The organism is Bacteroidota bacterium, from assembly GCA_018816945.1.
Taxonomy (GTDB): domain Bacteria; phylum Bacteroidota; class Bacteroidia; order Bacteroidales.
The window spans coordinates 166,197-190,650 of record JAHIVC010000099.1 but is presented as its reverse complement, the minus strand read 5'-3'; the positions used below and the strand labels follow the sequence as shown (position 1 = coordinate 190,650).

Genomic DNA, 24,454 nt, shown 5'->3' with positions numbered 1-24,454 from the left:
AGTTCCACATAAGGAATGATTTTTGTAAATTTATTCTTTTAAATGAGGTTGATGAAAACGCGACTAATCTTAGCATTCATTATAATAATGGGTATGCATTGCACTTTGCAGGCTCAAAATTTTGAATCCAAATTCGTAACTAAGAATGATTGGTTGTTGGTTGACTCATTGATTAATAATGGATTGAATAAATCAGCCAAATTGGAAATTAACAGGATTTACCAAATCTCAAAAACTACACAGCCCGACCTCACCAATTTTATTCGTGCATTGTTTTATAAAGCTAATCAAGCATTGGAGCTGGATATTCCGGTAGATTTTTTGGGTGAACTTCAGCAAGAATTAAGAGGCAGCAAAACGCCTCACAGGCAAATCATTAACTCGGTGATTGCGGGAGTACATTACCAATATTATCAAAAAAATCGTTGGAAAATAAACCAAAGAACCTCCATCAAATCAGACACGACCACGAATATTCAAAACTGGAGCAAGGATGATTTTTATAAAAAAATAAGAACTCATTTTCGTGCTTCACTTCAAAGTGTTGATTCGTTAAACCAATATTATTTTGCAGATGAGGTTTTTTTTGTTAAAGACTCATTGAATCGGGAATATTCACCATCACTTTACGATATCCTGGCTTTTAGGGCCATTAAATGCTATGCTGAGTTAGGAGCTGAATCATTAAACATTTCCGGGTCTTTATCAGCTAATGAAAAAGAAAGGTTTTTAGCTCCTGCGAATATTTTTTTGGCTCTTAAATTTAATCAGCAAGACGAAGATTTAAGGCTGTCGGCACTTCAGGAATACCAATCATTGATTGGCATCCATTCGAAATACCAAGATACCGAAGCATTGATTTATGTTGATTTGCAAAGAATAAAATATGCAAAAACAGCTTTTTTACCGACCGAAAAATTTGATCAGAAGTATATTGAAACGTTACTGAATTTGACCAAAAAATATGAATCCAATCAAAGTGTGTCACAGGTTTATTATGAGCTTGCCCAAACTTACATAAATCGTGGAAATAATTATGACCACTACCAGCGAAGTAAATACCAATGGGAAATTAAGAAGGGTTTGGAATACGCGCAAATCGCAGTCCAAAAGTACCCAAATACAGGAGCGGCCAAAGCATGCATGGAGCTTATCGAAACAATTAAAAAACCACAATTTGAGTTAACGATCAAGTCGGTTGAGTTGCCTGATCAACCCATTTTATCATCCCTAAACTATACAAATCTGGATCGTATTTATTTTAAATTAATTCCGATCGTTTATTTAAAAAATGAAAATATAAACCGTTTTTCAGATGAACAAAAAATTAAGGATTTGTTAATTCAACCGATTTTTGATGAATGGAAAGTGGAATTGTCAAATGAAGGAGATTTTCAATCACACAATGTTCAGATACGGATTCATGATGTACCCAAAGGATATTATGCCCTGCTTGCTTCATCAAGTATCACTTTCGATTCTTTATCACCTGTTCAGTTAAATTATTTTTTAGCTTCCGGAATTAGCTTTATTAACCGTGAAGATGCAAGCGGAAACATGGATGTTTTTGTGTTGAATCGTAAAAGCGGCAAACCTTTAAGTGACGTTAAGCTGGAGGTTCAATCCTCAGTTTATAATCAGGCCAAAAAAGATTACCAGTGGAAATCTGAAAAAATTCTGGTCTCAGGGAAAAATGGATATGTTCGATTATTGGATCTTCCCAAATCGAAAGACTTACGATTTATTTTTACGCACAAAAAAGATACTTTAATCAAGAGCGGGATTTATAGCCGAAATGCCATTTCTTTAAATGAACGAATTGAACTAAATACAAATTTTTTTACAGATCGAAGTATTTATCGCCCGGGGCAAACCATTTATTTTAAGGGAATCGTTTACCAAAAGAAAAATGGCCGGTTTGAAGTGGTACCTAATCAAAATACCAAAGTTGAATTTTTTGATGGCAACCATAAACTGTTAAAATCACTAAAACTATTGTCGAACGAATTTGGCTCGTTTAATGGTTCTTTGATTATTCCAATGAACAATTTAGGCGGGAATTTTTTAATCAGTAATGAAAACGGAAGCACTAATATTACAGTTGAAGAATACAAGCGACCGAATTTTGAAATCGTTTTTGATACGCTTAAAACCCAATTCAGATTAAATGATACAGTAATTATAAGTGGTCAGGTTAATTCTTTTTCTCGCTACCCAATTTCCGAGGCACAGCTGAAATTTAAAGTTAAACGAAGTAATTATCAGATGTATTTTAGCCGCAGTAATTTTTATTATTCACCTAAACAGCAAATCAATTATGGCGAATTAAAAACCGATGAAAACGGACGTTTTCGGATTAAGTTCTTTGCTCAATCAGCGGAAGATTCACAAGAATTAGCAGCGCAATTTTTTAATTTTACGATAGAGGTTGAGTCAACTGATATTGTTGGTGAAACTCAATCGGCGATTACCAGCATTCGATTAGGGTATGCTAACCTCATTATCAAACCTGATTTGCCGGAAAAGGTTAACCAGCGGAACATTAAAATGATTCCTATCGTAGCAACTGACTTAAATGATGTCCCTCAATCCGTAAACTATGTGGCAAGTATCTACAAATTAAAAAATCCGGTAAATGCTTTTAAAAAAAGAAATTGGCGACGTCCGGATCGTTTTCTTACCGATGTGGAAACCTTTTATACTTACTTTGAGCATGAGCAATTTGATGATGAGAAAAATTTTGAAAACCTTGGTATAGATTATCAGGCTTTTCAGGCAGAACTAAATACCACAGAAGTTTCAGGCATTAATCTTCCGGATATTGCAAATTGGTCGGTTGGAATTTATAAACTCATTATAAAAACAGAAGATCAATTTGATGTGGAGGTTGTGCATGAAAAATATTTTGTACTCTATGATCCAAAATCAGCCGGAGTTCCTTATCCCGAAATTAATTGGTTTGTTCTGGATAAAAATATCGCAGGGATTAAAGATAGTTTGGGTTTTGTGATTGGTTCAGCAATGAAAAACTTATCCGTCTTATACGAATTACAGCAAGATAATAAAGTCATACAGAGCCAATGGTTGCAACTAGACAAAGCACAAAAAAGAATTAGAATTCCACTTACAAAAATGAACGGAAAAGATTTTAACATTAACCTCATATTCGTGAGTGATAATGAAATTTATGAACACAATGAGCATGTTACAATTGTTGATCCGGTAAAAGAACTTAAGCTAAAATTGGAAACTTTCCGGCCCATTATTCTGCCCGGATCAAAGGAAGAATGGAAGATTAAAATCATCGGAAAAGAAAAACCCATCACCGAATTATTGGTAAGCATGATGGATGCCTCATTGGATAAAATTAAATTGCATCAATGGCAATTTACCCTGCCCAATTATTCATATAATCAAATCACCTGGAATACTTCTTTTGGATTTGATATTTATGGTGGGCGAAATCAATATAATTTCTATCGACCCGGATATTTTTCACAATGGAGTGAATCTACACCCCAGCTTAAATGGGATTTTATAAATAACTCCTATTCTGGAAATCGTATTCTTAAATCGATGGCAGGTAAAACTGCTGGTGTAATGACGGAACAAGAGACGGATGCCCAGGTTTTTTCAGTAGTTGAAAATATCCCTGAGGAAGAAATAAAAATCAGAACAAATTTCAGTGAAACAGCCTTCTTTTACCCAAGTTTAAAAACAGATGAAGCCGGCAATGCCATCATTAAATTTACGAGCCCGGAATCGCTTACCCGCTGGAAATTCATGGTCATTGGCCATACAAAAAATTTGCGGATTGCTGCATTGGAACAAAACATCATCACACAGAAAAAACTGATGATTAAACCCAATCTGCCGCGTTTTTTACGTTCGGGTGATACCCTTTATTTCAGTTCCCAAATTATCAATTTGTCCGAAAAAGTGATTCAAGGCAAAGCCAGCCTGAAGTTTTTTGATGCAAGCAATATGAAGCCCGTCATTGGCATCATTACCGATGAAGTTGAGAAGAGTTTTAAAATAAATGCAAATTCGTCGCTTGATAAGCAGTGGAAATTAGTAATTCCAAATGGCATCAATGCGGTAGTTTATCGACTTACTGCTACTTCCGAAAATTTCAGTGATGGAGAGGAAAGAATCATTCCCATTCTGTCGGATAAGATTTTGGTCACTGAAAGTTTGCCCATCCATTTAAATCCGAAAGAAGAAAAGAAAATTGTTTTTGAAAATCTTGTTGCATCGGCCGATAACAAGGCTTTGGTTCATCATCAATTAAAATTTGAAATGACGACCAATCCTGCCTGGTATGCAGTTTTGGCTTTACCTTACATTGCCGAGGGTAACAGTGAAGATGCGATTTCCTTGTATAATCGTTTTTACGCGAATACCATGGCCGCTCATCTGTTAAAATCGCAGCCACAAATCAGGCCGGTATTTAAAGCCTGGAAAGCAGGAAATTCAAGTGCTTTAAATTCTCAGCTTGAAAAAAATCCGGAATTAAAATCGGTTTTATTGGAGGAAACCCCATGGTTAATGGATGCTAGAAATGAATCGGAACAAAGAAAAAAATTAGGTTTATTTTTTGACGATAATCAGATTAGCCAGCAATTAAGAGATAATTTATCGGAGTTGTTAAAAAATCAACTTGCCGACGGATCATGGTCGTGGTTTAAAGGAATGTATGGAAGCAGGTACATTACCCAACAAATTGTATCTGGTTTGGTTCGGCTTCGTGCCAGAAAGGTTTTTGATAAAAATACACTTACAGAAATTGAACAACCAATGAAGGATGCAATTCAATATTTGAACAGGCAATTGGTTGACGACTATCAATATTTAAAAAATAATAACAAGCTTCGGTTTGCAAATATCCATTTAAGTAATATTCAAATTCAGCATTTATTTTTGCTTAGTTATTTAAGTGATTTTACGGAGGAGGATGCGAAATTTAAAAGTGCGATTGCTTATTACTTTACCGAAGAACAAAAATTTTGGATGGAGCGATCGGAATATATGCAAGGCATGATTGCACTTACTTTATTCAGATATGGCGATACTGAAACCGCCGAACTCATTCTTGCATCTTTGAAAGAAAGAGCCGTTCAGAATGAGGAATTGGGAATTTATTGGCCGGATATGGATGGATTTTATTGGTATCAGGCACCTGTTGAAACCCAGGCTTTTTTGATAGAGGTTTTTTCGGAAATAGGAAATAACAAGACATTTGTTGCCGGATTAAAAAAATGGTTGCTCAAACAAAAGCAAACGCGGATGTGGAGCAACCCAAGGGCCTCAGTCGATGCGGTAAATGCATTGCTTACCGGAAGTGCCAATTTGCTTTCAAGTCAAATCCCGGTTCAGGTAAAATTTGCCAATAAAAATATTGAGCCACAAAACGTGGAAGCCGGAACAGGTTTTTCGGTTCGCGCTTGGCAGGGCAATGAAATAAAAGCAAATATGGGCAATGTTCATCTGAAAAATTTAAATACTCAAATGGCGTGGGGTGCTATGCATTGGCAGTATTTCGACCAGCTTGATCAGATTTACTCATCAAAAGGGATTTTAAATATTGAAAAGAAATTATTTTTAAAAGAAACAACCAAGAGCGGAAATATTTTGATTCCGATTGCTGATCGTAAAATAAAAATTGGAGATAAAATTGTTTCCAGAATGATAATTGAGCTTGACCGTGATATGGAATTTGTTCACATCAATGATATGCGCGCACTTGCATTCGAGCCCGTTCAGGTTTTATCTGGATATAAATTTGAAGATGGCGTGGGCTATTATAAAAAAATAAGTGATTTGGCAACCAATTATTTTTTTGATTTACTGAAGGCCGGATCTTATATTATCGAGAACGAAATGTATGTTACCCAAAAAGGAACTTTTTCAAATGGGATCAGCACCATTCAATGTTTATATGCTCCTGAATTTTCAAGTCATTCGGAAGGAATAAGGGTAATTATCGAGTAAATTATTGGGATGGCGTCCCGAAAATTTGGGGTGTCACCCCTGGATTATTAAATATCGTGGTGAATTCTTTTCGTCGAGGTGGGATGGCTTCCTCGAATGAGGACTCCATCCCGAAAAGCCTAAGATACCAATCCCAAAAAAGGATGGCGTCCCGAAAAAGTCGGGAAGCCATCCTTATCCATTTAAATATCGGGGTGAATTCTTTTTGTTAAATAGTGTATTCCTTTAAACTCATTATAACCCAGTTTTTGGAATGTTGCCAATGAGGTTTTATTGTAATCTTCAATTAAACAGGCAATGATTCCAATTCCTTTTTCGATCAGAATGGATTCAGCCTTTTCAACCAGCATTTTACCAATACCTTGTTTGCGGAATTCGGGGATAACTGCCAATCGGTTAATCCAACCCTTGCGACCGTCTTGCGTTGCAAAAACAGTACCGATGGCTATATTGTTTAGCTCAGCAATTAAGATGGAAGCACAGCCTCTCTGTAGCTCTTTCCGGATGTTTTGTTTGGTGTCGCGCCCTTTTGATTTAAAAGGAAGATCTGCTGCGGTCCATAACCCGATCAAAGTGTCATAATCTGATAATTCGAAATTACGAATTAAAATATTGCCGGAAATTTGTTCCATTACGATTTAATAAAAAACAACTTCGGTATTTGGGTGACTCTCTTTAAATTTCAATACCCGTTTTTGGTTTAAGCCAGTATTATAACATTTTAATAATTCCAAATTCAGGTTTTCAATGGCAGTTAAATTCTTAATATTTGTATTATAGCACTCAAGTATTTTGAGGCTTATAAGATATTCAAGATATTTGAGACTCTTTATTTGGGTACCGGGGCAAATGAGCGTTTCGAGGCTGGTCATAAATTGCACCTGTTCAAAATCACGAATTGGAATATTTGAGATATCAAGATAACTAAGTTTGGGAAGGTTCATGATTGGGCCAAGATTGCTGATTGGATTATTTCCACATTCAATTCTGGTTAATCGTCTTAGGTTTTCCAATGGCCCAAGATCCGACATTTGCGTACCCGAAAAAATGAGTTCCTTTAATACATGAAGATTTTTAAGGGGTTCGAGTGTTTTTAATCTTATGTTATTACTTATATCCAAAGATTTAATCGAGGCAATTTGATGCAAGGTTTCCTTTGTAAACCCTTCGGTTAAATTTATTTTTTTAGTAAAGACTTCTTTCCAGCTATTGGCTAATGTTTCCCACCAATTCATTAAATAATTTGTTTGAAAAACCACAAGTACATCCTCATTCGTAGGATTAAAATTTAAATAATCTTCTATCTCAACTTTTGAAGAATCAGCATAAACAATTTTTAAATTCGTCAAATCAGTCAAAGGTGTTAAATTCTTTACCTGAGTATGTTCAAAATTAATTTGCTGCAAAAAATTAAGGCTATTGAGTGGGGTTAAATCATTAACCGAAGTATTATAAAAATATAATGATTCAAGTTTCGAAAGGTTCATTAAAGGAATGATCGAAACAATATTGCTGTTTGAAAAATCAAGATATTTAATATCGACAAGATCTGAAATGGGATCGAGATCGCTTATTGATGTATGCGAACAATTCAGATGTTCAAGATAAATGAATTTTTTTAGCGGCCCTAAGTTTAGTATTTCAGGTCGCTTGCTGATATCAATAATTTTAAGTTTAATTAATTCCTGAAGTTGGGCATTGGTTGGTTTTTCATCCAGATAATGGTATTTCCTGAAGATCCCTTTCCAAATTGCATTCAGGCTTTCCCACCAGGCTTTTAATTCGGCCGATTGGAAAACAACCAAAACCTGAGGGTTGGTTTTCATAAACTGATTAGCGGCAGCAGGAGAAATCATGGCGTTGTCGCAAAAAATCTGCTTCAGGTTTTTAAGGTTTTTTAGCGGATCCAATTGATCGATACGAGTATTATCCATTACCAAGATCCGCAAATTATCCAGATTTGTTAAGGGTTCAACAGAGTTAACAGCAGTAGAATTAAAATGCAAAACTTCCAGCGTTACAATTTGATTTAAGGGTTTTAGATCAGATATTGCAGTATTTGAAAACCTTAAATCCATCAAATGTTTTAATTGGAATAACGGATCGAGACTGTCAATTTTCGTATAATTTAAGTATAACTGTTCAAGTTTATCGATACTTTGAAGCGGTTTTAAGTCATGAACCGGGGTGTTATTTAGATTTAAAACCCTTAAGTTAGAAAGATACCTAAGATGTACGAGAGATTCTATTTGTGTACCTTCACAAATTAAAGATTCTAATTTGGTCAAGTTTCTGATCGGACTTAGATCATTAATCCTTGTATTTGAAATATCTAATCGTCTCAGATTAGAAAGTTTATCCAAGGCATTTAAATTTTCAATTTGTTGATTATTTGCAATATTAATTTCGCTCAACGAAACAATGTTCCTTAGTTGCTTATAAAGTGTTTCCGGGTTAAATTTTACAGTTTTAAGATAGGTTATGGGGATACTGTCGAAACGAGGTTTTGATAAAGTATCTTTACCCCTCACCAATAAAGTATCAATTTTAAACTTTCTGATACTATCTGCATTAAACACGTAGGTGGAGTCGGTAAACGAAATAATTTGATGTAAAAAAATAAAGTCATTAATGAGATGATCTTCTCCTAAAATTGTTTTCCAATTCATGGGTATCGAATTCCACCAATTTCTCAATTCTTCTTCTTCATTTAGTTTGGTGGTATAAACACTGGCAATTTTTAAATCTTTGTGTGCATCATCTACATTAATTTCTATAAACCGAATCTTATTCGTATTAATTGAGTCACCATTAATCAGCTTACCAATCAAATTTCGGTTAATTTGAAATTTGAAGTAAAGTTGGTTGTCCTCAGTTAAAAAATAACCAACATCCTGAATGGTAAAAATGATTTCGGCATTTGTAAAAAAGAAATCAATATCTTTTAAATAGGCTTGTACATTTTTATTGGTAGGTACGGTTCTGTATTCATCTAAATCATCTTCGATCTGAACAAATTCGTTTTTGAAAATTTTCAAATAACTTTGATTAATGATGATGTCTTTTTCTTTGGCTAAAGTACTCGGGTTCCCAATCAGGTTAAGCGTGTATTCAAAATAATTAACCAGTTGTGTGGCTTCTTTTTGATAAATTTCAATATCGCGTTGGGCATAAATTTTCTCTTGTGCATTAACGATCGAATCGATGCCTGTCAATAAAATAATTAAAAAGAAAGCCTTTTTTATCATTCGTATTTTGGAAATTAATTGTGGTAAATAAACTTTTTCAATATTTCTTTATCTGCCTCCGATATTTTAAGAAGATTGGAAATTAACCAGCCTGAATTATTACCCTTTCGGTTAAATTCTAATAGCTCAAAATACCAATTATTGATCTGAAATATATGAAATTTTACCTCTTTAATGCTTTTGAATTGCAGGCTCCCTTTTCTGAATTCGTAAATGAACAAACTTAAATAGTCAGGACTATACCCTTCTTCGGCAAATTGTTCAATGATTTGATCCTGTTTAAAAACTTTTATTAAATTCATGAAATCGAGTTCATGACTTAAAGGGTGCAAAAACTTCCGTTGTGATTCACTGATACTATCAGCGTTGATAAAGTAAGAGGTAAAAGGTTCAAATAATACATTCGTTATTACCCATTTTGAGCCCACTTTTTCCTTTTGAAGCTTCAAAAATAAGGTACATTCTTTTTCGGTGCCTTTGTATATAAATACCGTTTTAACCTGAGCGAACCATTTACCCCCGTGAAAGCTTAAAAAATTTGGATGTTCGGCATTGCTAACATCACCGATAAATTCATCTTTTAAAGACTTGGGAATAATGACACTTTCATTATCAAATAAAAGATTTATAAACTCTTTTCTGAATTGGCTATTCTGGAAAATGGGATCATTAACGGAGAGTCGTTCGCCATAGCGATCCTCTTCTCCGTTAAATCTCCTAAAAAACTGATTTACCTGTTTGGTATGCGCATACAACATGCTTTCATCATCAACAAATTTGTCAATTGTTTGTGATTGAGCGCTCAAGCTGATGAATAGGATAAATACAAGACAAACAGTTATTAATTTCATTTTACAGTTTCGGTTACTCTCACATCCCCTAACATTACATCCCAAAAACCGATCAATTTCCCGCCTATTTGTGTTTGTTTTCGTTGAACATATACGGTAATGTCTTTTTTGGTTGTGTCTTTGTACGACAAGCCATCACTTGATTCGCCTTCAAATCGTTGATAAATGGTAATTACACCAACATATCTGCCATCAGGTTGTAACTCCAGGTCGCTGATGTATTGAATGTTGTACCAGCTAATGGTAATTTTATCATAGTTCAAAGCCATCAAATGCTCTAAGTATGTACGAACCCCGTAGTATTTAACTTCAGGTTTATACAATGATGAAACACCAATTTGTGCATCATCGGCAAATAATTCAAGTGTTCTTTCAATTACCCTGTTTGCTTCAGAAAATGGGGTTTCTTTGCTCCCTACTATTGAAATATATTTACTTAAATCTCTGATTTTTTCTAGTGCCAAACTATCAATGGCACGTTTTCTTTCAGGGCTGATTTCATTCTGCGAAAAGGTGTTTGCAGCAAAGGCAAAGCAGAAAACCGCGAATAATAATATTTTTAATTTTGACATGGCGCGTTATTTTTTAATTAATTCAATTTCAGTTATTTTTCTGTTGTTGTCCAAAACAATACTTTCTATACCAACATCAAAGTTCTTCACATCTTTTAAATATTCAAGATATTTGATAATGGTAGTAGGACGGTCATAGTCTTTCATGCCGTTTTCCTGACTGATAATAATTAAAACAGGAATATCTTCAGAAGCAAACAATTTTAATGCGTTCGAAATATTATTGTTTGCTACTGTCAGTGTACCGGCACTTGCAACTGATCTGAAATTTGATAGGACCGCATTTTTGAGCGAAGCTAGTTTCTGCTCTTCCGTTTCGACCACAACTTTTGTTTCTTTTTCTTTGCGAAGTTTAGCTAAAACATCTTCGGCTCTAATGATTAGATCCCGAACTTCCTGATCATCAAGGTTCAACCCTTTAATGACATTCAGTCGATTTTCTTTTTGTTCTATGGTCATTGATCCATCATCATTGATGATTTCCAATAGATCTTTTTTAGCCTGATCTACTTTTTGAGCATAAGCTATTGCGGCTTTCTCGGCGGCTAGTTTTTGCTTACTTTTACAGCTGGTTCCTGCGAAAAGAAGCGCAAACAATGATAAAATAATAATACCAGTGTTGAAAGTTTGTTTTCTCATGTGATTTAGTGTTAGATGTTGAATAAAACCCTTATTTTGTTAGGTAACAAAACGCCAACAAAACTGATCAAAAATAGATAAAATTTATCTTCTAAAAGGTATATGCCAAATAAAAATTATACCATACCAATTTTCATACCCGAATTGGCTTGTCCATTTCAGTGTTTGTATTGCGATCAACGAAAGATTTCAGGGAAATCAGGTATTCCAAATGAGGATGAAGTAATTCAAATCATCTTGGCACATTTAAATACAATCCCAAAACAAGCTCATATTGAACTCGGATTTTTTGGTGGAAATTTTACCGGAATCCCAAAACCCGAACAAGAGAAATATTTAAAATTGGTACAAGCTTATTTAGATTCGGGTGTGATCCAAAATATTCGATGTTCAACGCGACCCGATTATATCAATCATGAGGTGCTTCAATTGCTTAAACAATACAGGGTAGGAACAATTGAACTGGGTGCCCAATCAATGGACGATGAGGTTTTAAGAAAATCAAAACGAGGTCATACCGTTGTCGATACCTTAAATGCGGCAAAGCTAATTCGTGAATATGAGATAAATTTAGGATTACAGATGATGATCGGATTGCCCGGAGATACAAAACAAAAAGCAATTTTAACTGCCAGGAAAATTATTGAAGCAGGTGCTGAAAATACACGGATTTATCCAACGCTCGTGATTAAAAACACCAAGCTTGAAGAAATGTACCATCAGGGAAGCTATAAACCTTTGACAATGAAAGAAGCGGTTGATTGGACGGCAGATATTTATGAAATATTTGAACAATCGGAAGTGAAGGTTTTAAGAATCGGGTTGCATCCATCCGAAGGATTACTTGATGGATCAGATTTAGTAGCCGGTCCGTTTCATCCATCTTTTAGGGAATTGGTACTGACCGAAATCTGGAGAAAAAAATTGTCGGACATTAAATCCGGAACAGATTCAATCACAATTACGGTAAATCCTAAGGAATTGAATTATGCCGTAGGATATTATGCTAGCAACAAAAAAATGCTTTCGAGAAAATTTAATAGTGTGAAATTTGGCATTAATAATAACTTGGCAAACAGAGATTATGAGCTTGATTATCATCGATAAAAAGATACCGAAGGAAGCAAAAATAAAACTGTCTGATTTTGGAGATTTGCTTGAATTGGAAACAGATAAAATAACCTATGATGCCATTTCAGGCCATCCTGATATTTTTTTTAGCATTCTGAATAATGACATAATTGTGGCTCCTAACCTTCCTCAAAAGTTTAGGGATGAATTGAAAAAACATGGAATCTCCTATCATCTTGGTGAACAAACTGTCGGTCAAAAATATCCCGAATCATCCATCTATAATATCGTTTCTACCTCCCAATTTCTAATACATAATTTAAAATATACCGATTTTGCGGTAAAGGATTTGGCGATGGGTTTGGATCAAATTCATGTTGAACAAGCCTATACCCGTTGTAATTTGATTGCGCTCAAAAACGATCGATTTATAACTTCTGATAAAGGAATAGAAAAGGCGTTGAAAAAACGTAGTCTTGAAGTTTTTTATTCCAATCCTGACGGAATTATTTTGCCCGGTTTTAAAAATGGTTTTATTGGGGGATGTGCCGGTATATTGGGCAATCAATTATTTTTACTGGGAAGCGTGAACCATTATCCGGCGGGGGATCAATTACGAGATCAAATAGATGCCTGGGGTTATGAAGTTGTGGAATTTTATGATGGACCCTTATTCGATGGAGGAAGCGTACTGTTTCTTTAAAGCTTAATCTGTCATCTCGAAGAAGCATAGCGACTGAGAGATCTCAATTTTCTATGAGTGAGAGATTTCTCTCCCGAAAATCGGGATTGAAAAGACATTAACTCAGCAGTCAGTTCGAGCTTCCGCCAAAGGCGGATAAATGTCGGGAACTGTGTTGATATTCAACATCTCGACTTCGCTCGATGTGACTGTTTGTGTTTTTATTATCGAGATTTAACAATCTCAAATTGTTGCGATAAATTTAACTTGGTATTTTTTGTAATTTCGCAGAGAATTTAAGTCAAATTGAGGAGCTTGTCGAAATATTTCAAAATCTTGTTTCATTTTGTCATTCAGACATCTCGCCTCGTTTCGACAAGCTCAACGGATGGCTCGATGTGACAATTTATTAATTGTTTTGTCCTGCTGAATAGGCTATACTGGTGTTAATAAAAAATTAAGAAAAATCATATGTTGCGTACACACACTTGCGGAAAATTAAACATGAAAAATGTGGGCGAAAAAACCACATTAAGCGGATGGGTTCAAAAATCAAGGGATTTGGGAGGAATGACTTTCATTGATTTAAGGGATCGATATGGCATTACCCAATTGGTTTTTAACCTTGAAACGGATAAAGAGTTATGCATGAAAGCCAGGAAACTGGGACGTGAGTTTGTAATTCAGGCAATGGGTATTGTCGAGGAACGAAGCAATAAAAATTTGAAAATGCTAACCGGCGAAATTGAAGTTGCCGTTACTGATTTCAAAATTTTAAACGAGTCGAAAACCCCACCATTCACCATCGAAGACGAATCGGACGGAGGAGATGAACTTCGCATGAAATATCGATATCTGGACCTTCGACGAAATCCGCTTCGACGAAATTTAGAATTGCGCCATCGCATGTCGATTGAAACGCGAAAATACATGGATTCGCAACGATTTCTAGAAATTGAAACCCCTTACCTTATCAAATCTACCCCCGAAGGAGCACGCGATTTTGTGGTGCCTTCACGAATGAATAAAAATCAGTTTTATGCTTTGCCCCAATCACCGCAAACCTTTAAACAATTACTGATGGTAGCCGGTTACGATCGGTATTATCAGTTGGTAAAATGTTTCAGGGACGAAGATTTACGCGCCGATCGCCAGCCTGAGTTTACCCAGATTGATTGCGAAATGGCATTTGTAGAGCAGGAAGATATTTTGAACACTTTTGAAGGTTTAGCCCGTCATTTATTTAAGGAAATTAAAGGTATTGAGGTGGCCGAATTTCCACGAATGACCTATGCCGATGCCATGAAAAATTACGGAATCGACAAACCCGATTTGCGTTTCGAAATGAAATTTATAGAATTGAATGATGTTGCAAAAAATAAAGGATTTCAGGTTTTTGACGATGCGGAATTGGTGGTTGGGATTTGTGCTGAAGGATGTGCTGAATATACCCGTAAACAACTGGATGCCTTGACCGATTTTGTTAAAAAACCTCAAATAGGTGCCAAAGGTCTTGTTTATGTAAAATGCAATGAAGATGGCACTTTCAAATCATCGGTCGATAAGTTTTTTGATGAGGCTGCACTTAAGTTATGGGCTGAAAAAATGAATGCCAAAGCAGGTGATTTATTACTGGTTTTATCGGGTGAAACCGAAAGGGTTCAAAAACAATTGGGCGAACTTCGAATTGAAATGGCTAATCAATTGGGTTTAAAAGACCCGAATAATTTTAAACCACTTTGGGTGGTCGATTTTCCATTATTGGAATGGAACGAAGAAAGCGGCAGATTTCACGCCATGCACCACCCCTTTACTTCGCCAAAGAAAGAAGATATTGAACTACTTTCAACCGATCCGGGAAAAGTAAGGGCCAATGCTTACGATATGGTCATCAATGGGGTTGAAATCGGAGGGGGTTCCATCCGGATTTTCAACAAAGATTTGCAAAAGAAAATGTTCAAAATACTCGGTTTTACCGATGAAGATGCGCAGGCACAGTTTGGCTTTTTAATGAATGCTTTTGAATTTGGAGCTCCGCCTCACGGAGGGGTAGCCTTTGGTTTCGATCGTTGGGTTGCTTTGTTTGGTGGTTCCGATTCCATTCGCGATTATATCGCTTTCCCGAAAAACAATGCCGGTCGCGACCAGATGATTGATTCACCTTCTCAGATTTCACAGGTGCAATTGGATGAATTAAGCCTGAAATTAATTAAAGACTAAATTGTTGATTTGATTTTTGACTTATCAAAAGCCGGATCATAATCGTTCATATTTAAACCCAGGTCTTCAATTTTATATCCTTTCGAATTCCGATGGGTCTTTACGATGTTTTTTCCTTCGCAGGCACTGATTCCGGTCCATTTGCAGTTTTGGCAATGCAGCAATCCGTTAATCTGGATTCCCCAGCATTCGTCGTTTGACAGGTATGAAGTATTGATGTGACGCATTTTTACTTTGTTTTTACAAAGATATGAATTTATTATATCTAGAAAAACTAAATGTGTTTAATAAAGACTACGCTTCTGCTGAGTATGAACCACTGCCACTGCGGCGGAAGCTCGATATGACTTATTTATTCCTATTATTGCCGGAATAACAAAATTTTTTAACAATTGTATTACAACTGCATGTCTATCGAATGTTAAAATGCGAACCCGATTGAAAGCTCACCATAAAGAGGCGACATAAAATCATATTCCTTTTCAAGTTGATCGAGTGCAGAGTTGATAGCAATACTGTTTGGTGTGGTATTACGTTTGTCGATAGATAAACCATATCCGGCTGATAGTGTGATGTTAAATCCACTGTTCCAAACCCATCTTTTTCCGGCATTCAAACCAATGGTGAAAGAAGGTAAAGTAAAATCAAATTTTTCAGAATCGATTTCTCCATTGCCTTCGTAGGTTTTGAATCTGGCATAAGCACCCAAAAATAATGATTCCATTTGACCGGAAAAATGCCTACGGTAATTGAGTGAATAGGCCATTCCACTGGATTCGATGTTGGCATCAGTATAAGCTTTAGGAACGTCCTCGTATTCAAGACGAGCTAGAATCCCATTTTTAGGGCTGAATAAATATTCGTAGTTCAACGCATAAATCCCGAAAGCCGGGGCAATGGGACATATATTTAATGCATGTTTAAATTCTCTGGTTTTTGAACCGGACTCTTTTTTTTCCTGAGCAATTAATTTGCAGCAAAAAAGTGTGCTGAAAATTAAGATTGCTATAATTTTTAATGGTGTTTTTACATGTTTCATTTTGTTTTATTAATTGATTTGAAGATGTGCTAAAGATAGATTAGTTTTATTTAGTATTTTCAACAATTGTAATACTACTGTATGTCTATCGTATGTCTACCGTATGACTTCCTATCACTCGATGTGCCTGCTCACTTCAACCCACTCCGCTCCAATAAGGCATCAACCATTGGCTCGTGTCCACGGAAATTAATATACAATTCCATGGGGTGTTGGGTTCCACCTTTTTCCAAAATGTTTTTACGAAAAGAGGTTGCGGTTGCCTTGTCAAAAATTCCCTTTTCTTTAAATGCAGCAAAGGCATCGGCATCCAGCACTTCGGCCCATTTGTAACTGTAATATCCGGCTGCATAACCCCCACCAAAAATATGCGAAAAAGCAGTACTTGTGCAGGTTTCTTCAATTTTTGGAAATAGTTCAGTATCACTCATCGCATTTTTTTCAAAGTCGTAAACCTTGGCATTTACAGGTTCGGTAATTGTATGCCAGGCCATATCGGTCATTCCAAGGCTTATTTGTCGATCGCTTGCATAACCGGCCAAAAAGTTTTTGGATTTGATCAGTTTTTGGATGAGGTCGTCAGGTATTTTCTCACCTGTTTTATAGTGCACGGCAAATAAATCGAGCCATTCTTTTTGGGAGGCCCAGTTTTCCATCATTTGTGAAGGAAGCTCCACAAAGTCCCAAAAAACATTGGTGCCCGATAAGCTTGGATAGCTTGTGTTTGATAGCATTCCATGCAGCGCGTGACCGAATTCATGCAAAAAAGTTTCAACTTCCCTGAAATTCAGCAAAGATGGTTTGCTTTTGGTAGGCTTGGTAAAATTACAAACCACGGTAATAATCGGCCTGATAGGGTTTCCATTCACATTGCTTTGTGGACGGTAATCGCTGCTCCAAGCCCCGTGTCTTTTGCCTTCTCTGGGAAAGAAATCGAGATACAGAACGGATAAAAACGAACCGTCTTCATCATAAACCTCATAAGCACTCACATCCTGATGGTAAACCTGAACGGCCCTATTTTCTTTAAAACTCAGGCCATACAATCGTTTAGCCAATTCAAAAACGCCATCCTGAACTTTTTCAAGCTGAAAATAAGGCTTTACCTCTTCTTCATTAAAACCATATTTTTCGGCTTTTAATTTTTCGGTATAATAAGCCCAGTCCCATCTTTCAACAGCATCGTGAAAGCCTTCTTTTCGCGCAAGTTTTTCAACTTCTGCATATTCTTTATCGGCAACCGGTCGGGAGTATTTGTGCAAATCCTGAATAAAATCATTTACTTTTTCGGGGGTTTGCGCCATTCGTTCTTCCAAAACATATTGAGCATAATTCACAAAACCTAGCAATTTTGCCATTTCCAAACGCAAAGAAACGATTTGTTTTATAATTTCTTCATTGTTAAATTCATTATTTTTAAATGCACGACTACCCGAAGCACGATAAATTTCTTCGCGCAGTTTGCGATTGTCTGCAAATTGTAAAAAAGGGTAATAACTGGGGAATTGAAGGTTGAACATCCAGCCTTCTTTCTCTTTCGATTTAGCCAATTGAGCGGCTGCTTCAATAACTCCCTCCGGTAATCCCGATAAATTTTTTTCATCTGTTACTAAAAGTGAAAAAGCATTGGTTTCGGCCAAAACATTTTCTCCGAATTTGAGCGATAATTTGGCCAGTTCGGTACTGATTTCAGCATATTTTTTTTTGTCGTTACCTGTTAAAGCAGCTCCTCTGCGAACGAAATTTTTGTAAGTATGTTCAAGCAAATAGATTTGTTCAGGGGTGAGGGTCAGATTTTCCCTTTCATCGTAAACCGTTTTTATCTTCTTGAAAAGTTGTTCATTCAGTGAAATATAATTTGAATATTCGGTCAGTTTTGGAGAGGCATCTCTTGCCACCGCCTGCAATTCATCACAAGTTTCAGCGGAATTTTGATTGTAAAGCAAACTGGCGATTTCACTCAATTTAGCTCCCGCTAGTTCTAAAGCTTCAAGCGTATTTTGAAAAGTTGGCTTTTCTGAATTTGTAATAATGGCATCAATTTCCTTTTTTGCATCCCGAATACTAATTTCTATTGCAGGCAAGTAATGTTCCACTTTGATTTCATTAAATGGAGCTGTTTGATGGGGAAAGTTCCAATTTGTTAATAAAGGATTTATATTCATTTTATGTTTTGTTTAACAAGATTTAAGGTAAAAAATATTACTAAGATTAAAAAACCATGCATTCTTTACAGTACTTCAACCTTAGCTTGGAGTGCAAAATTAACATATTAAATTTGAGCATGAATGAATTGTTATTAAACTCGTACTTTTGCAAAAAATAATAATGATGAATGCTGCACAAGTTGAAATAATGGCCCCTGTTGGTTCTTACGAATCATTATCTGCTGCTCTGCAGGCCGGAACGGACTCGGTTTATTTCGGGGTGGAACAATTAAACATGCGCTCCAAATCATCCAATAATTTTACCCTCGATGATTTGGCAAATATCGCGTCCATTTGCAAGAAGGAAAATGTGCGGACCTACATTACGCTGAATACGGTCATTTATGACGAGGAGCTGATGCTGATGAAAAGTATTGTGGATGCCGCGAAATTGAACGGGATTTCTGCTATCATCGCATCCGATCAAAGTGTGATTCAATACTCCAAATCAGTTGGAATGGAAATCCACATGTCGACACAAACCAATATTACCAATATCGAAGCGGTTAAATATTATGCCCAATACGCGGATGTGATGGTTACTGCTAGGGAATTAAACCTTAAACAAGTAAAAGCCATTACCGAAGCGATCAGTAAACAAAATATTTGTGGCCCTTCGGGAAACCTGATCCAAATTGAAATTTTTGCTCATGGAGCATTGTGTATGGCCGTATCGGGCAAGTGTTATTTAAGCCTTGATAATTTGAATTCATCGGCAAACAGGGGAGCTTGTTTACAAATTTGTCGCAGGCCTTACAAAGTGATGGATAAAGATGGTGGAATTGAGCTGGAGGTTGACAATGAGTACATCATGTCGCCCAAAGATTTGAACACCATCGAATTTTTGGATTTGATTTTAGGTGCAGGTGTAAAGGTTTTAAAATTGGAAGGCAGGGGGCGTTCGCCCGAATATGTTAAAACGGTTGTTGAATGTTATAAAGAAGCGGCTCAGGCTTATTTCGATGGAAATTATACCAAAGAAAATATTGGCCGATGGAACCAAAAACTTGGTTCTGTTTACAATCGTGGTTTTTGGGATGGCTATTATTTGGGTCGTAAAACAGGTGAATGGACTGAAAGATACGGGTCGCAGGCCACAAAAAGAAAAGTTTATGTTGGCATGGTAACCAATTATTTCTCAAATATCGGCGTAGCAGAAATTAAAATGGAAAGCCACGACTTAAATCTGGAGGATGATATCATGATCATTGGTCCGACAACCGGAGTTTATGAGGATAAATTATCGGAAATCAGGGTAGATGAAAACAAAAAACAAAAAACAATAAAAGGAGAGCTTTGTTCCATTCCCGTAAAATCACTTGTTCGCAGAATGGATAAGGTTTATAAAGTAATTGATGTTGAATTTGAAGCTTGAAATATTCCAAAAAAAATTTAGGATTAGAATTTTGGTAATTGATTATAAGAAGTTCGATTACCAATATTGACATGCTGTTCGCTGTTGGCTACTGGTTCTTTCCAATAACTAAAAGCTAACCGCTAAGAGCCTTTAATAAAATAATAGAATTTAATAAAGACAACAATGCGTATTTAATTAATCATGAGGTTATGAGATTTTTTAACTTGCATACCCACACTCATTTTTGTGATGGATCAGACGCCCCTGAAGCCTATGTAAAAGCAGCGATAGATTTGAATTTATCAACTCTTGGTTTTTCGGGACATGCACCCATGCCTTTTGAAAATAAATATGCAATCCCAGCTGAAAAACTTTCCGAATATATTGATGAAATTGGGCGTCTAAAGAAAAAATACCAAGGACAAATTAAAGTTCTAAAGTCTTTAGAGTTTGATTATATCCCGGGTGTAACCGAAGATTTTGAAATTCTCACTAAAAAATATCAATTGGATTACACCATCGGATCAGTGCATTTGGTCGGTAATCAAAATACCGAACAATTTTGGTTTACCGATGGGGGCAGTGCCATTCCTTACGATGAAGGGTTACAAAAAAATTATCATGGAGATATCCGGTTGGCGGTAAAAGCATATTATAATCAGATTAACCAAATGATTCTTACCCAAAACCCGGACATTATCGGGCATCTGGATAAGGTAAAGATGCACAATCAAAATCGATTTTTTACTGAAGATGAAGGTTGGTATCAGCAAGAAATTGATCAGACCCTCGACTTGATAAAATCAAAAGGATGTATCGTTGAGGTAAACACAAGGGGCTTATATAAAAAAAGAAGCGATTCTCTTTTTCCCGGTGTTGAAGTCCTGAAAAAAATAAAATCACTCCATATTCCAATTACCATCAGTTCGGATGCTCACAATCCAAAAGAACTTTTGTTGTTCATCTCCGAAACGATTTCAGATTTAAAAAATTTGGGTTTTAATAAGGTGATGAATTTCGATAAAGAGTGGGTTGAAATACCACTTGTTTAAAAAAGAGTTGATTTTTTTAAGGCCTAAAAAACATCAAATAATGCGCAATACCAGCTTCATCGAATGGCTTACCCGATTCGGAAAATCCATTTCTTTTATAAAAACCAAGAGCCGAGATTTGAGCATGTAAATAAATGGGTTGGTTTAATGGAATCACTTCGGTTAAAATGTGCTGCAAAAGCATAAGCCCATATCCTTTGGCTCTGTAATTTTTTAAAGTGACAAATCGTTCAAGTTTGATTCCGTTCGGAGTTTGCCTCCACCTCCCTGTAGCTACAGCCTTTTTCCCAACGAAAAGCAAATAATGGATGGCTTCTTCTTCATTTTCAAATTCCAGCGCTGAATCAACCTTTTGTTCTTCAATGAACACTTTTGTACGTAATAAAAAAGCTTGATCAAGTAACTTTTTGTTCTCAAAAGTAAAACGTAAAATTTTCATGAAAATAAAACCATTTAATCAAAAAAATGAAAGAAAAAGGAATATTGCATTTAAAGAATTTTATGCGTTCCATCGCAAAAAGGTGGATTTTTGGTTTGTTTGCACATACACCAGTAAATGGTCTTTTTTTCTTCAATTTTAATCAGTTTCGGACTGAATTCTGATCCTTTATGTGATCCGTCGCAAAATGGTTGATTGGCACTTTTTCCACAGGCGCACCAATAATAGTCGCCCGGTTCCATTTCAATTGCTTTTGGGAATTTAGCTGCTATATTTGGTTTTGACATTGTTTAGTTTTATGAAATTATTAAAATAAAAAGTAAAGAATCCTTAAAAATTCAGGTTCTATCAAAATGCAAAGATGCATGAAATTTTAGTAAACTTCATTCATCTCAACTTCGGCAGGGATCGATAAATGGCCCTGTACCAACAACCATCGATCATTAATTTTTTCCAAAACACCTGTAAATCGCATACCATTGAATCTTTTAGCCCCATCTTTATAAATGAAGTTATAAGCCAGAAGTTCGCTAAACCAGGCAGAATTAGCTGTTTCATTTATCCTGATCAATTGATTACTTACGGTAATTTTGGTTTCCTGAAACTCACTAAATTGTTGTTTTATGGCTTTTTCTATCATTTTCCAACCCACTAATCTTTCATCCGAATCTGTTCCAATCATTACAATATTTTCACTGGGAGCCCAAATTTTTTCTATTAATTCAAAATCCTGGGTTTCATTTGCCAGCACATATTGTTGCAAAACGGATTCCACACTAAGGATTTCAGCCTTAAAATCGATGGATTCTGTTTCCTTCTCTTTGCAGCTCATCAGCATTGTAAAGAGAATCAGGAATAAAATTGGCTTTTTCATTGTTTTTCTTATTGGTGAAACATAAAGTCATTTCTAAATATACGAATATTTCGGACCAAATCAATTCCTTTATTTGTATTGAGCATATTTATTAGCAACTTTTAGATCAAGGCACTCATAATTCATTAGTAATCTGATAAAATAAATTAAAAAACCATTAGTATTTCGTGAATTATTCGTAAAATTGCACGCTACTAGAAATGGAGTGTTTTATAGATGGTCGACAGATATAGATTCAAGGAATCAAAATTGATTAGGAGTATTATTCTTTCCCTTTTAATGGTTGCAGGTTTAAGCCTTCAGGCAACCGAAACAGAATCGATACAACACGAAAGTATAAAAAAAGAATACAATGCAGGCGAGGCCATCATCGAGCATATTATTGATTCTTACAGTTGGCACATTTTGGATTATGGAGAACATACCATCGCAATTCCATTGCCTGTTATTTTAATTGATGAGGGTAATTTTTATATTTTTTCATCAGCCAAATTTGAACATGGCCATGCCAGTTATAAAGGATTCGAAATAGCACATACAGGCAAAAACAAAGGCAAAATTATTAAAGTCAACCACGACGAACATGCCGAACAACAGACCCCATTAGATTTTTCAATCACAAAAAATGTAACGGCTATTTTTATCAGTCTGCTTATCATTTGCTTCATTTTTATTTCTGTAGCAAATTCCTATAAAAAACGAGTCGGAAAAGCACCTAAGGGCCTCCAGTCTTTTGTTGAACCTCTTATTCTTTTTATCCGAGATGATGTTGCAAAAGCTTCGATCGGGAAAAATTATGAGAAATACGTGCCTTTTTTATTGACCATATTCTTCTTTATTTTAATTAACAATGTTCTGGGATTAATTCCATTTTTCCCGGGAGGGGCAAATGTTACAGGTAATATTGCCGTTACAGGGGTATTGGCCTTATTTACATTTTTAATTACCACTTTTAGCGCAAATAAACACTACTGGACGCATATTGTAAACACACCGGGAGTGCCTTGGTGGCTTAAATTTCCGGTACCTTTGATGCCAGTAGTTGAACTTCTTGGTGTTTTTACAAAGCCATTTGTGCTCATGGTTAGGCTTTTCGCCAACATTACGGCTGGCCATATTATCGTATTTGGATTCATTAGTTTGATTTTCATTTTCGGAAATATGAACGTTGCCCTTGGATATGGCGTTTCAATTTTTACAGTTGCATTTGTAATTTTCATCGGACTGCTTGAGTTTTTGGTTGCCTTCATACAAGCATACGTATTTACCTTGCTATCGGCACTTTATTTTGGAATGGCAACAGAAGAGCGTCATTAATAGTTAAACAAAAATTATCAATCACAATTAAATAAATAAAATCATGGAATTACCAACATTATTACAAGTAGTAAATGAAGTTTCTGTATATGCACCATTTGCAAAAATGGCAGCAGGTATCGGAGCAAGTATTGCAGCAATTGCTGCCGCTATGGGTATTGGCCAAATTGGTCGTGCTGCTGTTGAATCCATTGCTCGTCAACCCGAAGCTGCGGATGATATCCGATCAAACATGATCGTGTCTGCGGCTTTGATCGAAGGTGCAGCTTTCTTTGCTATTGTTGTTTGTCTATTGATCGTTTTCTTATAGACAACAAAAATTACTTCTGCACCTCAACGGTTGGTTGAGGTGCAGAAGTTTTAAATTAATTTTAAAAATAATACTATGGAATTAGTAACTCCCGGAATTGGTCTGATTTTTTGGATGACCTTGTCTTTCGGTATTGTTTTATTCATACTCGGCAAATTTGCATGGAAACCCATCATGAAATCTCTTAAAGAAAGGGAAAATACCATTGATGAAGCATTAAATGAGGCCAATAAAGCACGTGAGGAAATGAAAACCTTGCATTTTGATAATGAAAAATTATTGAGTGATGCAAAAGAAGAGCGAGATGCAATTTTAAATGATGCCAGAAAAGTTCGAGACTCAATCATTGAAAAATCAAAATTGAGGGCAAATGAAGAGGCCAATCGCATCGTTGAAAGTGCCAAGGAAAACATCCAAAACGAAAAAATGGCTGCCATTACCGATTTAAAAAACCAACTGGCTACTTTATCGATTGAAATTGCTGAAAAAATCCTGAGGGAAGAGCTTTCGGATGGCAAAAAGCAGAAGGATTATGTTAAAAAATTAATGGATGAGATTAATTTTAATTAATCAGCATCAAATTTA

At 35.8% G+C, this 24,454-nt stretch carries 21 protein-coding genes; 9 read left to right on the top strand and 12 right to left on the bottom strand.

Annotated elements, in window-relative coordinates; genetic code table 11:
- The first annotated feature begins 51 nt into the window (after window positions 1-51).
- Window positions 52-5,991, top strand: a complete 5,940-nt coding sequence (locus tag KKG99_15130) for a hypothetical protein (protein ID MBU1014331.1) — start codon at window positions 52-54, stop codon at window positions 5,989-5,991.
- Between the two features lies 1 nt (window position 5,992).
- On the opposite strand, the gene KKG99_15125 is transcribed toward KKG99_15130, so the two are convergent.
- From KKG99_15125 to KKG99_15100, 6 genes are read right to left on the bottom strand one after another with little or no spacing between them, the layout of a single operon-like run.
- Complete coding sequence (locus tag KKG99_15125; protein MBU1014330.1) at window positions 5,993-6,163, bottom strand: hypothetical protein; 171 nt, start codon at window positions 6,161-6,163, stop codon at window positions 5,993-5,995.
- Between the two features lie 10 nt (window positions 6,164-6,173).
- Window positions 6,174-6,623, bottom strand: a complete 450-nt coding sequence (locus tag KKG99_15120) for a GNAT family N-acetyltransferase (protein MBU1014329.1) — start codon at window positions 6,621-6,623, stop codon at window positions 6,174-6,176.
- Between the two features lie 6 nt (window positions 6,624-6,629).
- Window positions 6,630-9,239, bottom strand: a complete 2,610-nt coding sequence (locus KKG99_15115; protein MBU1014328.1) for a hypothetical protein — start codon at window positions 9,237-9,239, stop codon at window positions 6,630-6,632.
- A gap of 14 nt (window positions 9,240-9,253) precedes the next feature.
- Window positions 9,254-10,090, bottom strand: a complete 837-nt coding sequence (locus tag KKG99_15110; protein MBU1014327.1) for a hypothetical protein — start codon at window positions 10,088-10,090, stop codon at window positions 9,254-9,256.
- Window positions 10,087-10,662 carry a hypothetical protein gene (locus tag KKG99_15105; GenBank protein MBU1014326.1) on the bottom strand — a complete coding sequence of 192 codons (576 nt, stop codon included), beginning with the start codon at window positions 10,660-10,662 and terminating at the stop codon, window positions 10,087-10,089. Before KKG99_15105 ends, KKG99_15110 begins: the two co-directional genes overlap by 4 nt.
- 6 nt (window positions 10,663-10,668) lie before the next feature.
- Window positions 10,669-11,301: a hypothetical protein gene (locus tag KKG99_15100; GenBank protein ID MBU1014325.1), complete on the bottom strand. Its 633-nt coding sequence runs from the start codon at window positions 11,299-11,301 to the stop codon at window positions 10,669-10,671.
- Between the two features lie 102 nt (window positions 11,302-11,403).
- Here KKG99_15100 and KKG99_15095 point away from each other — a divergent pair, with 102 nt between their 5' ends.
- The 3 genes from KKG99_15095 to aspS all read left to right on the top strand — a co-directional run bounded on the left by KKG99_15095 (window position 11,404) and on the right by aspS (window position 15,274).
- Window positions 11,404-12,408: a radical SAM protein gene (locus tag KKG99_15095; GenBank protein ID MBU1014324.1), complete on the top strand. Its 1,005-nt coding sequence runs from the start codon at window positions 11,404-11,406 to the stop codon at window positions 12,406-12,408.
- Complete coding sequence (locus tag KKG99_15090; protein ID MBU1014323.1) at window positions 12,386-13,075, top strand: hypothetical protein; 690 nt, start codon at window positions 12,386-12,388, stop codon at window positions 13,073-13,075. Before KKG99_15095 ends, KKG99_15090 begins: the two co-directional genes overlap by 23 nt.
- A gap of 450 nt (window positions 13,076-13,525) precedes the next feature.
- Window positions 13,526-15,274, top strand: coding sequence for an aspartate--tRNA ligase (aspS, locus tag KKG99_15085; GenBank protein ID MBU1014322.1), 1,749 nt, complete (start codon window positions 13,526-13,528; stop codon window positions 15,272-15,274).
- Here the strand turns inward: aspS and KKG99_15080 are convergent.
- The 3 genes from KKG99_15080 to KKG99_15070 form a co-directional block, all read right to left on the bottom strand.
- Window positions 15,271-15,501: a hypothetical protein gene (locus tag KKG99_15080; protein MBU1014321.1), complete on the bottom strand. Its 231-nt coding sequence runs from the start codon at window positions 15,499-15,501 to the stop codon at window positions 15,271-15,273. The genes aspS and KKG99_15080 overlap by 4 nt on opposite strands.
- Before the next feature lie 194 nt (window positions 15,502-15,695).
- Window positions 15,696-16,313: a DUF3575 domain-containing protein gene (locus KKG99_15075; GenBank protein ID MBU1014320.1), complete on the bottom strand. Its 618-nt coding sequence runs from the start codon at window positions 16,311-16,313 to the stop codon at window positions 15,696-15,698.
- Window positions 16,314-16,444: 131 nt separating this feature from the next.
- A complete protein-coding gene (locus tag KKG99_15070) occupies window positions 16,445-18,478 on the bottom strand; it encodes a M3 family metallopeptidase (protein ID MBU1014319.1) in 2,034 nt (677 codons plus the stop codon).
- A gap of 163 nt (window positions 18,479-18,641) precedes the next feature.
- Here KKG99_15070 and KKG99_15065 point away from each other — a divergent pair, with 163 nt between their 5' ends.
- Both KKG99_15065 and KKG99_15060 read left to right on the top strand, forming a co-directional pair.
- Complete coding sequence (locus tag KKG99_15065; protein MBU1014318.1) at window positions 18,642-19,895, top strand: U32 family peptidase; 1,254 nt, start codon at window positions 18,642-18,644, stop codon at window positions 19,893-19,895.
- Window positions 19,896-20,086: 191 nt separating this feature from the next.
- Entirely contained in the window at window positions 20,087-20,929 is an 843-nt protein-coding gene (locus KKG99_15060) for a histidinol-phosphatase (GenBank protein ID MBU1014317.1), read from the top strand.
- Window positions 20,930-20,945: 16 nt separating this feature from the next.
- On the opposite strand, the gene KKG99_15055 is transcribed toward KKG99_15060, so the two are convergent.
- The 3 genes from KKG99_15055 to KKG99_15045 all read right to left on the bottom strand — a co-directional run bounded on the left by KKG99_15055 (window position 20,946) and on the right by KKG99_15045 (window position 22,242).
- A complete protein-coding gene (locus KKG99_15055; GenBank protein MBU1014316.1) occupies window positions 20,946-21,368 on the bottom strand; it encodes a GNAT family N-acetyltransferase in 423 nt (140 codons plus the stop codon).
- Between the two features lie 50 nt (window positions 21,369-21,418).
- Window positions 21,419-21,655, bottom strand: a complete 237-nt coding sequence (locus tag KKG99_15050; protein MBU1014315.1) for a CDGSH iron-sulfur domain-containing protein — start codon at window positions 21,653-21,655, stop codon at window positions 21,419-21,421.
- An 86-nt stretch (window positions 21,656-21,741) separates the two neighbouring features.
- Window positions 21,742-22,242, bottom strand: coding sequence for a nuclear transport factor 2 family protein (locus KKG99_15045; protein ID MBU1014314.1), 501 nt, complete (start codon window positions 22,240-22,242; stop codon window positions 21,742-21,744).
- Between the two features lie 216 nt (window positions 22,243-22,458).
- On the opposite strand from KKG99_15045, the gene atpB reads away from it, so the two are divergent.
- The 3 genes from atpB to atpF all read left to right on the top strand — a co-directional run bounded on the left by atpB (window position 22,459) and on the right by atpF (window position 24,439).
- The gene (gene atpB / locus KKG99_15040; GenBank protein ID MBU1014313.1) at window positions 22,459-23,559 is read left to right on the top strand and encodes a F0F1 ATP synthase subunit A; all 1,101 of its coding nucleotides are present in this window, start codon (window positions 22,459-22,461) and stop codon (window positions 23,557-23,559) included.
- Window positions 23,560-23,602: 43 nt separating this feature from the next.
- Window positions 23,603-23,869, top strand: coding sequence for an ATP synthase F0 subunit C (gene atpE / locus KKG99_15035; GenBank protein ID MBU1014312.1), 267 nt, complete (start codon window positions 23,603-23,605; stop codon window positions 23,867-23,869).
- A 75-nt stretch (window positions 23,870-23,944) separates the two neighbouring features.
- The gene (gene atpF, locus KKG99_15030) at window positions 23,945-24,439 is read left to right on the top strand and encodes a F0F1 ATP synthase subunit B (GenBank protein MBU1014311.1); all 495 of its coding nucleotides are present in this window, start codon (window positions 23,945-23,947) and stop codon (window positions 24,437-24,439) included.
- The last annotated feature ends 15 nt before the right edge of the window (window positions 24,440-24,454 follow it).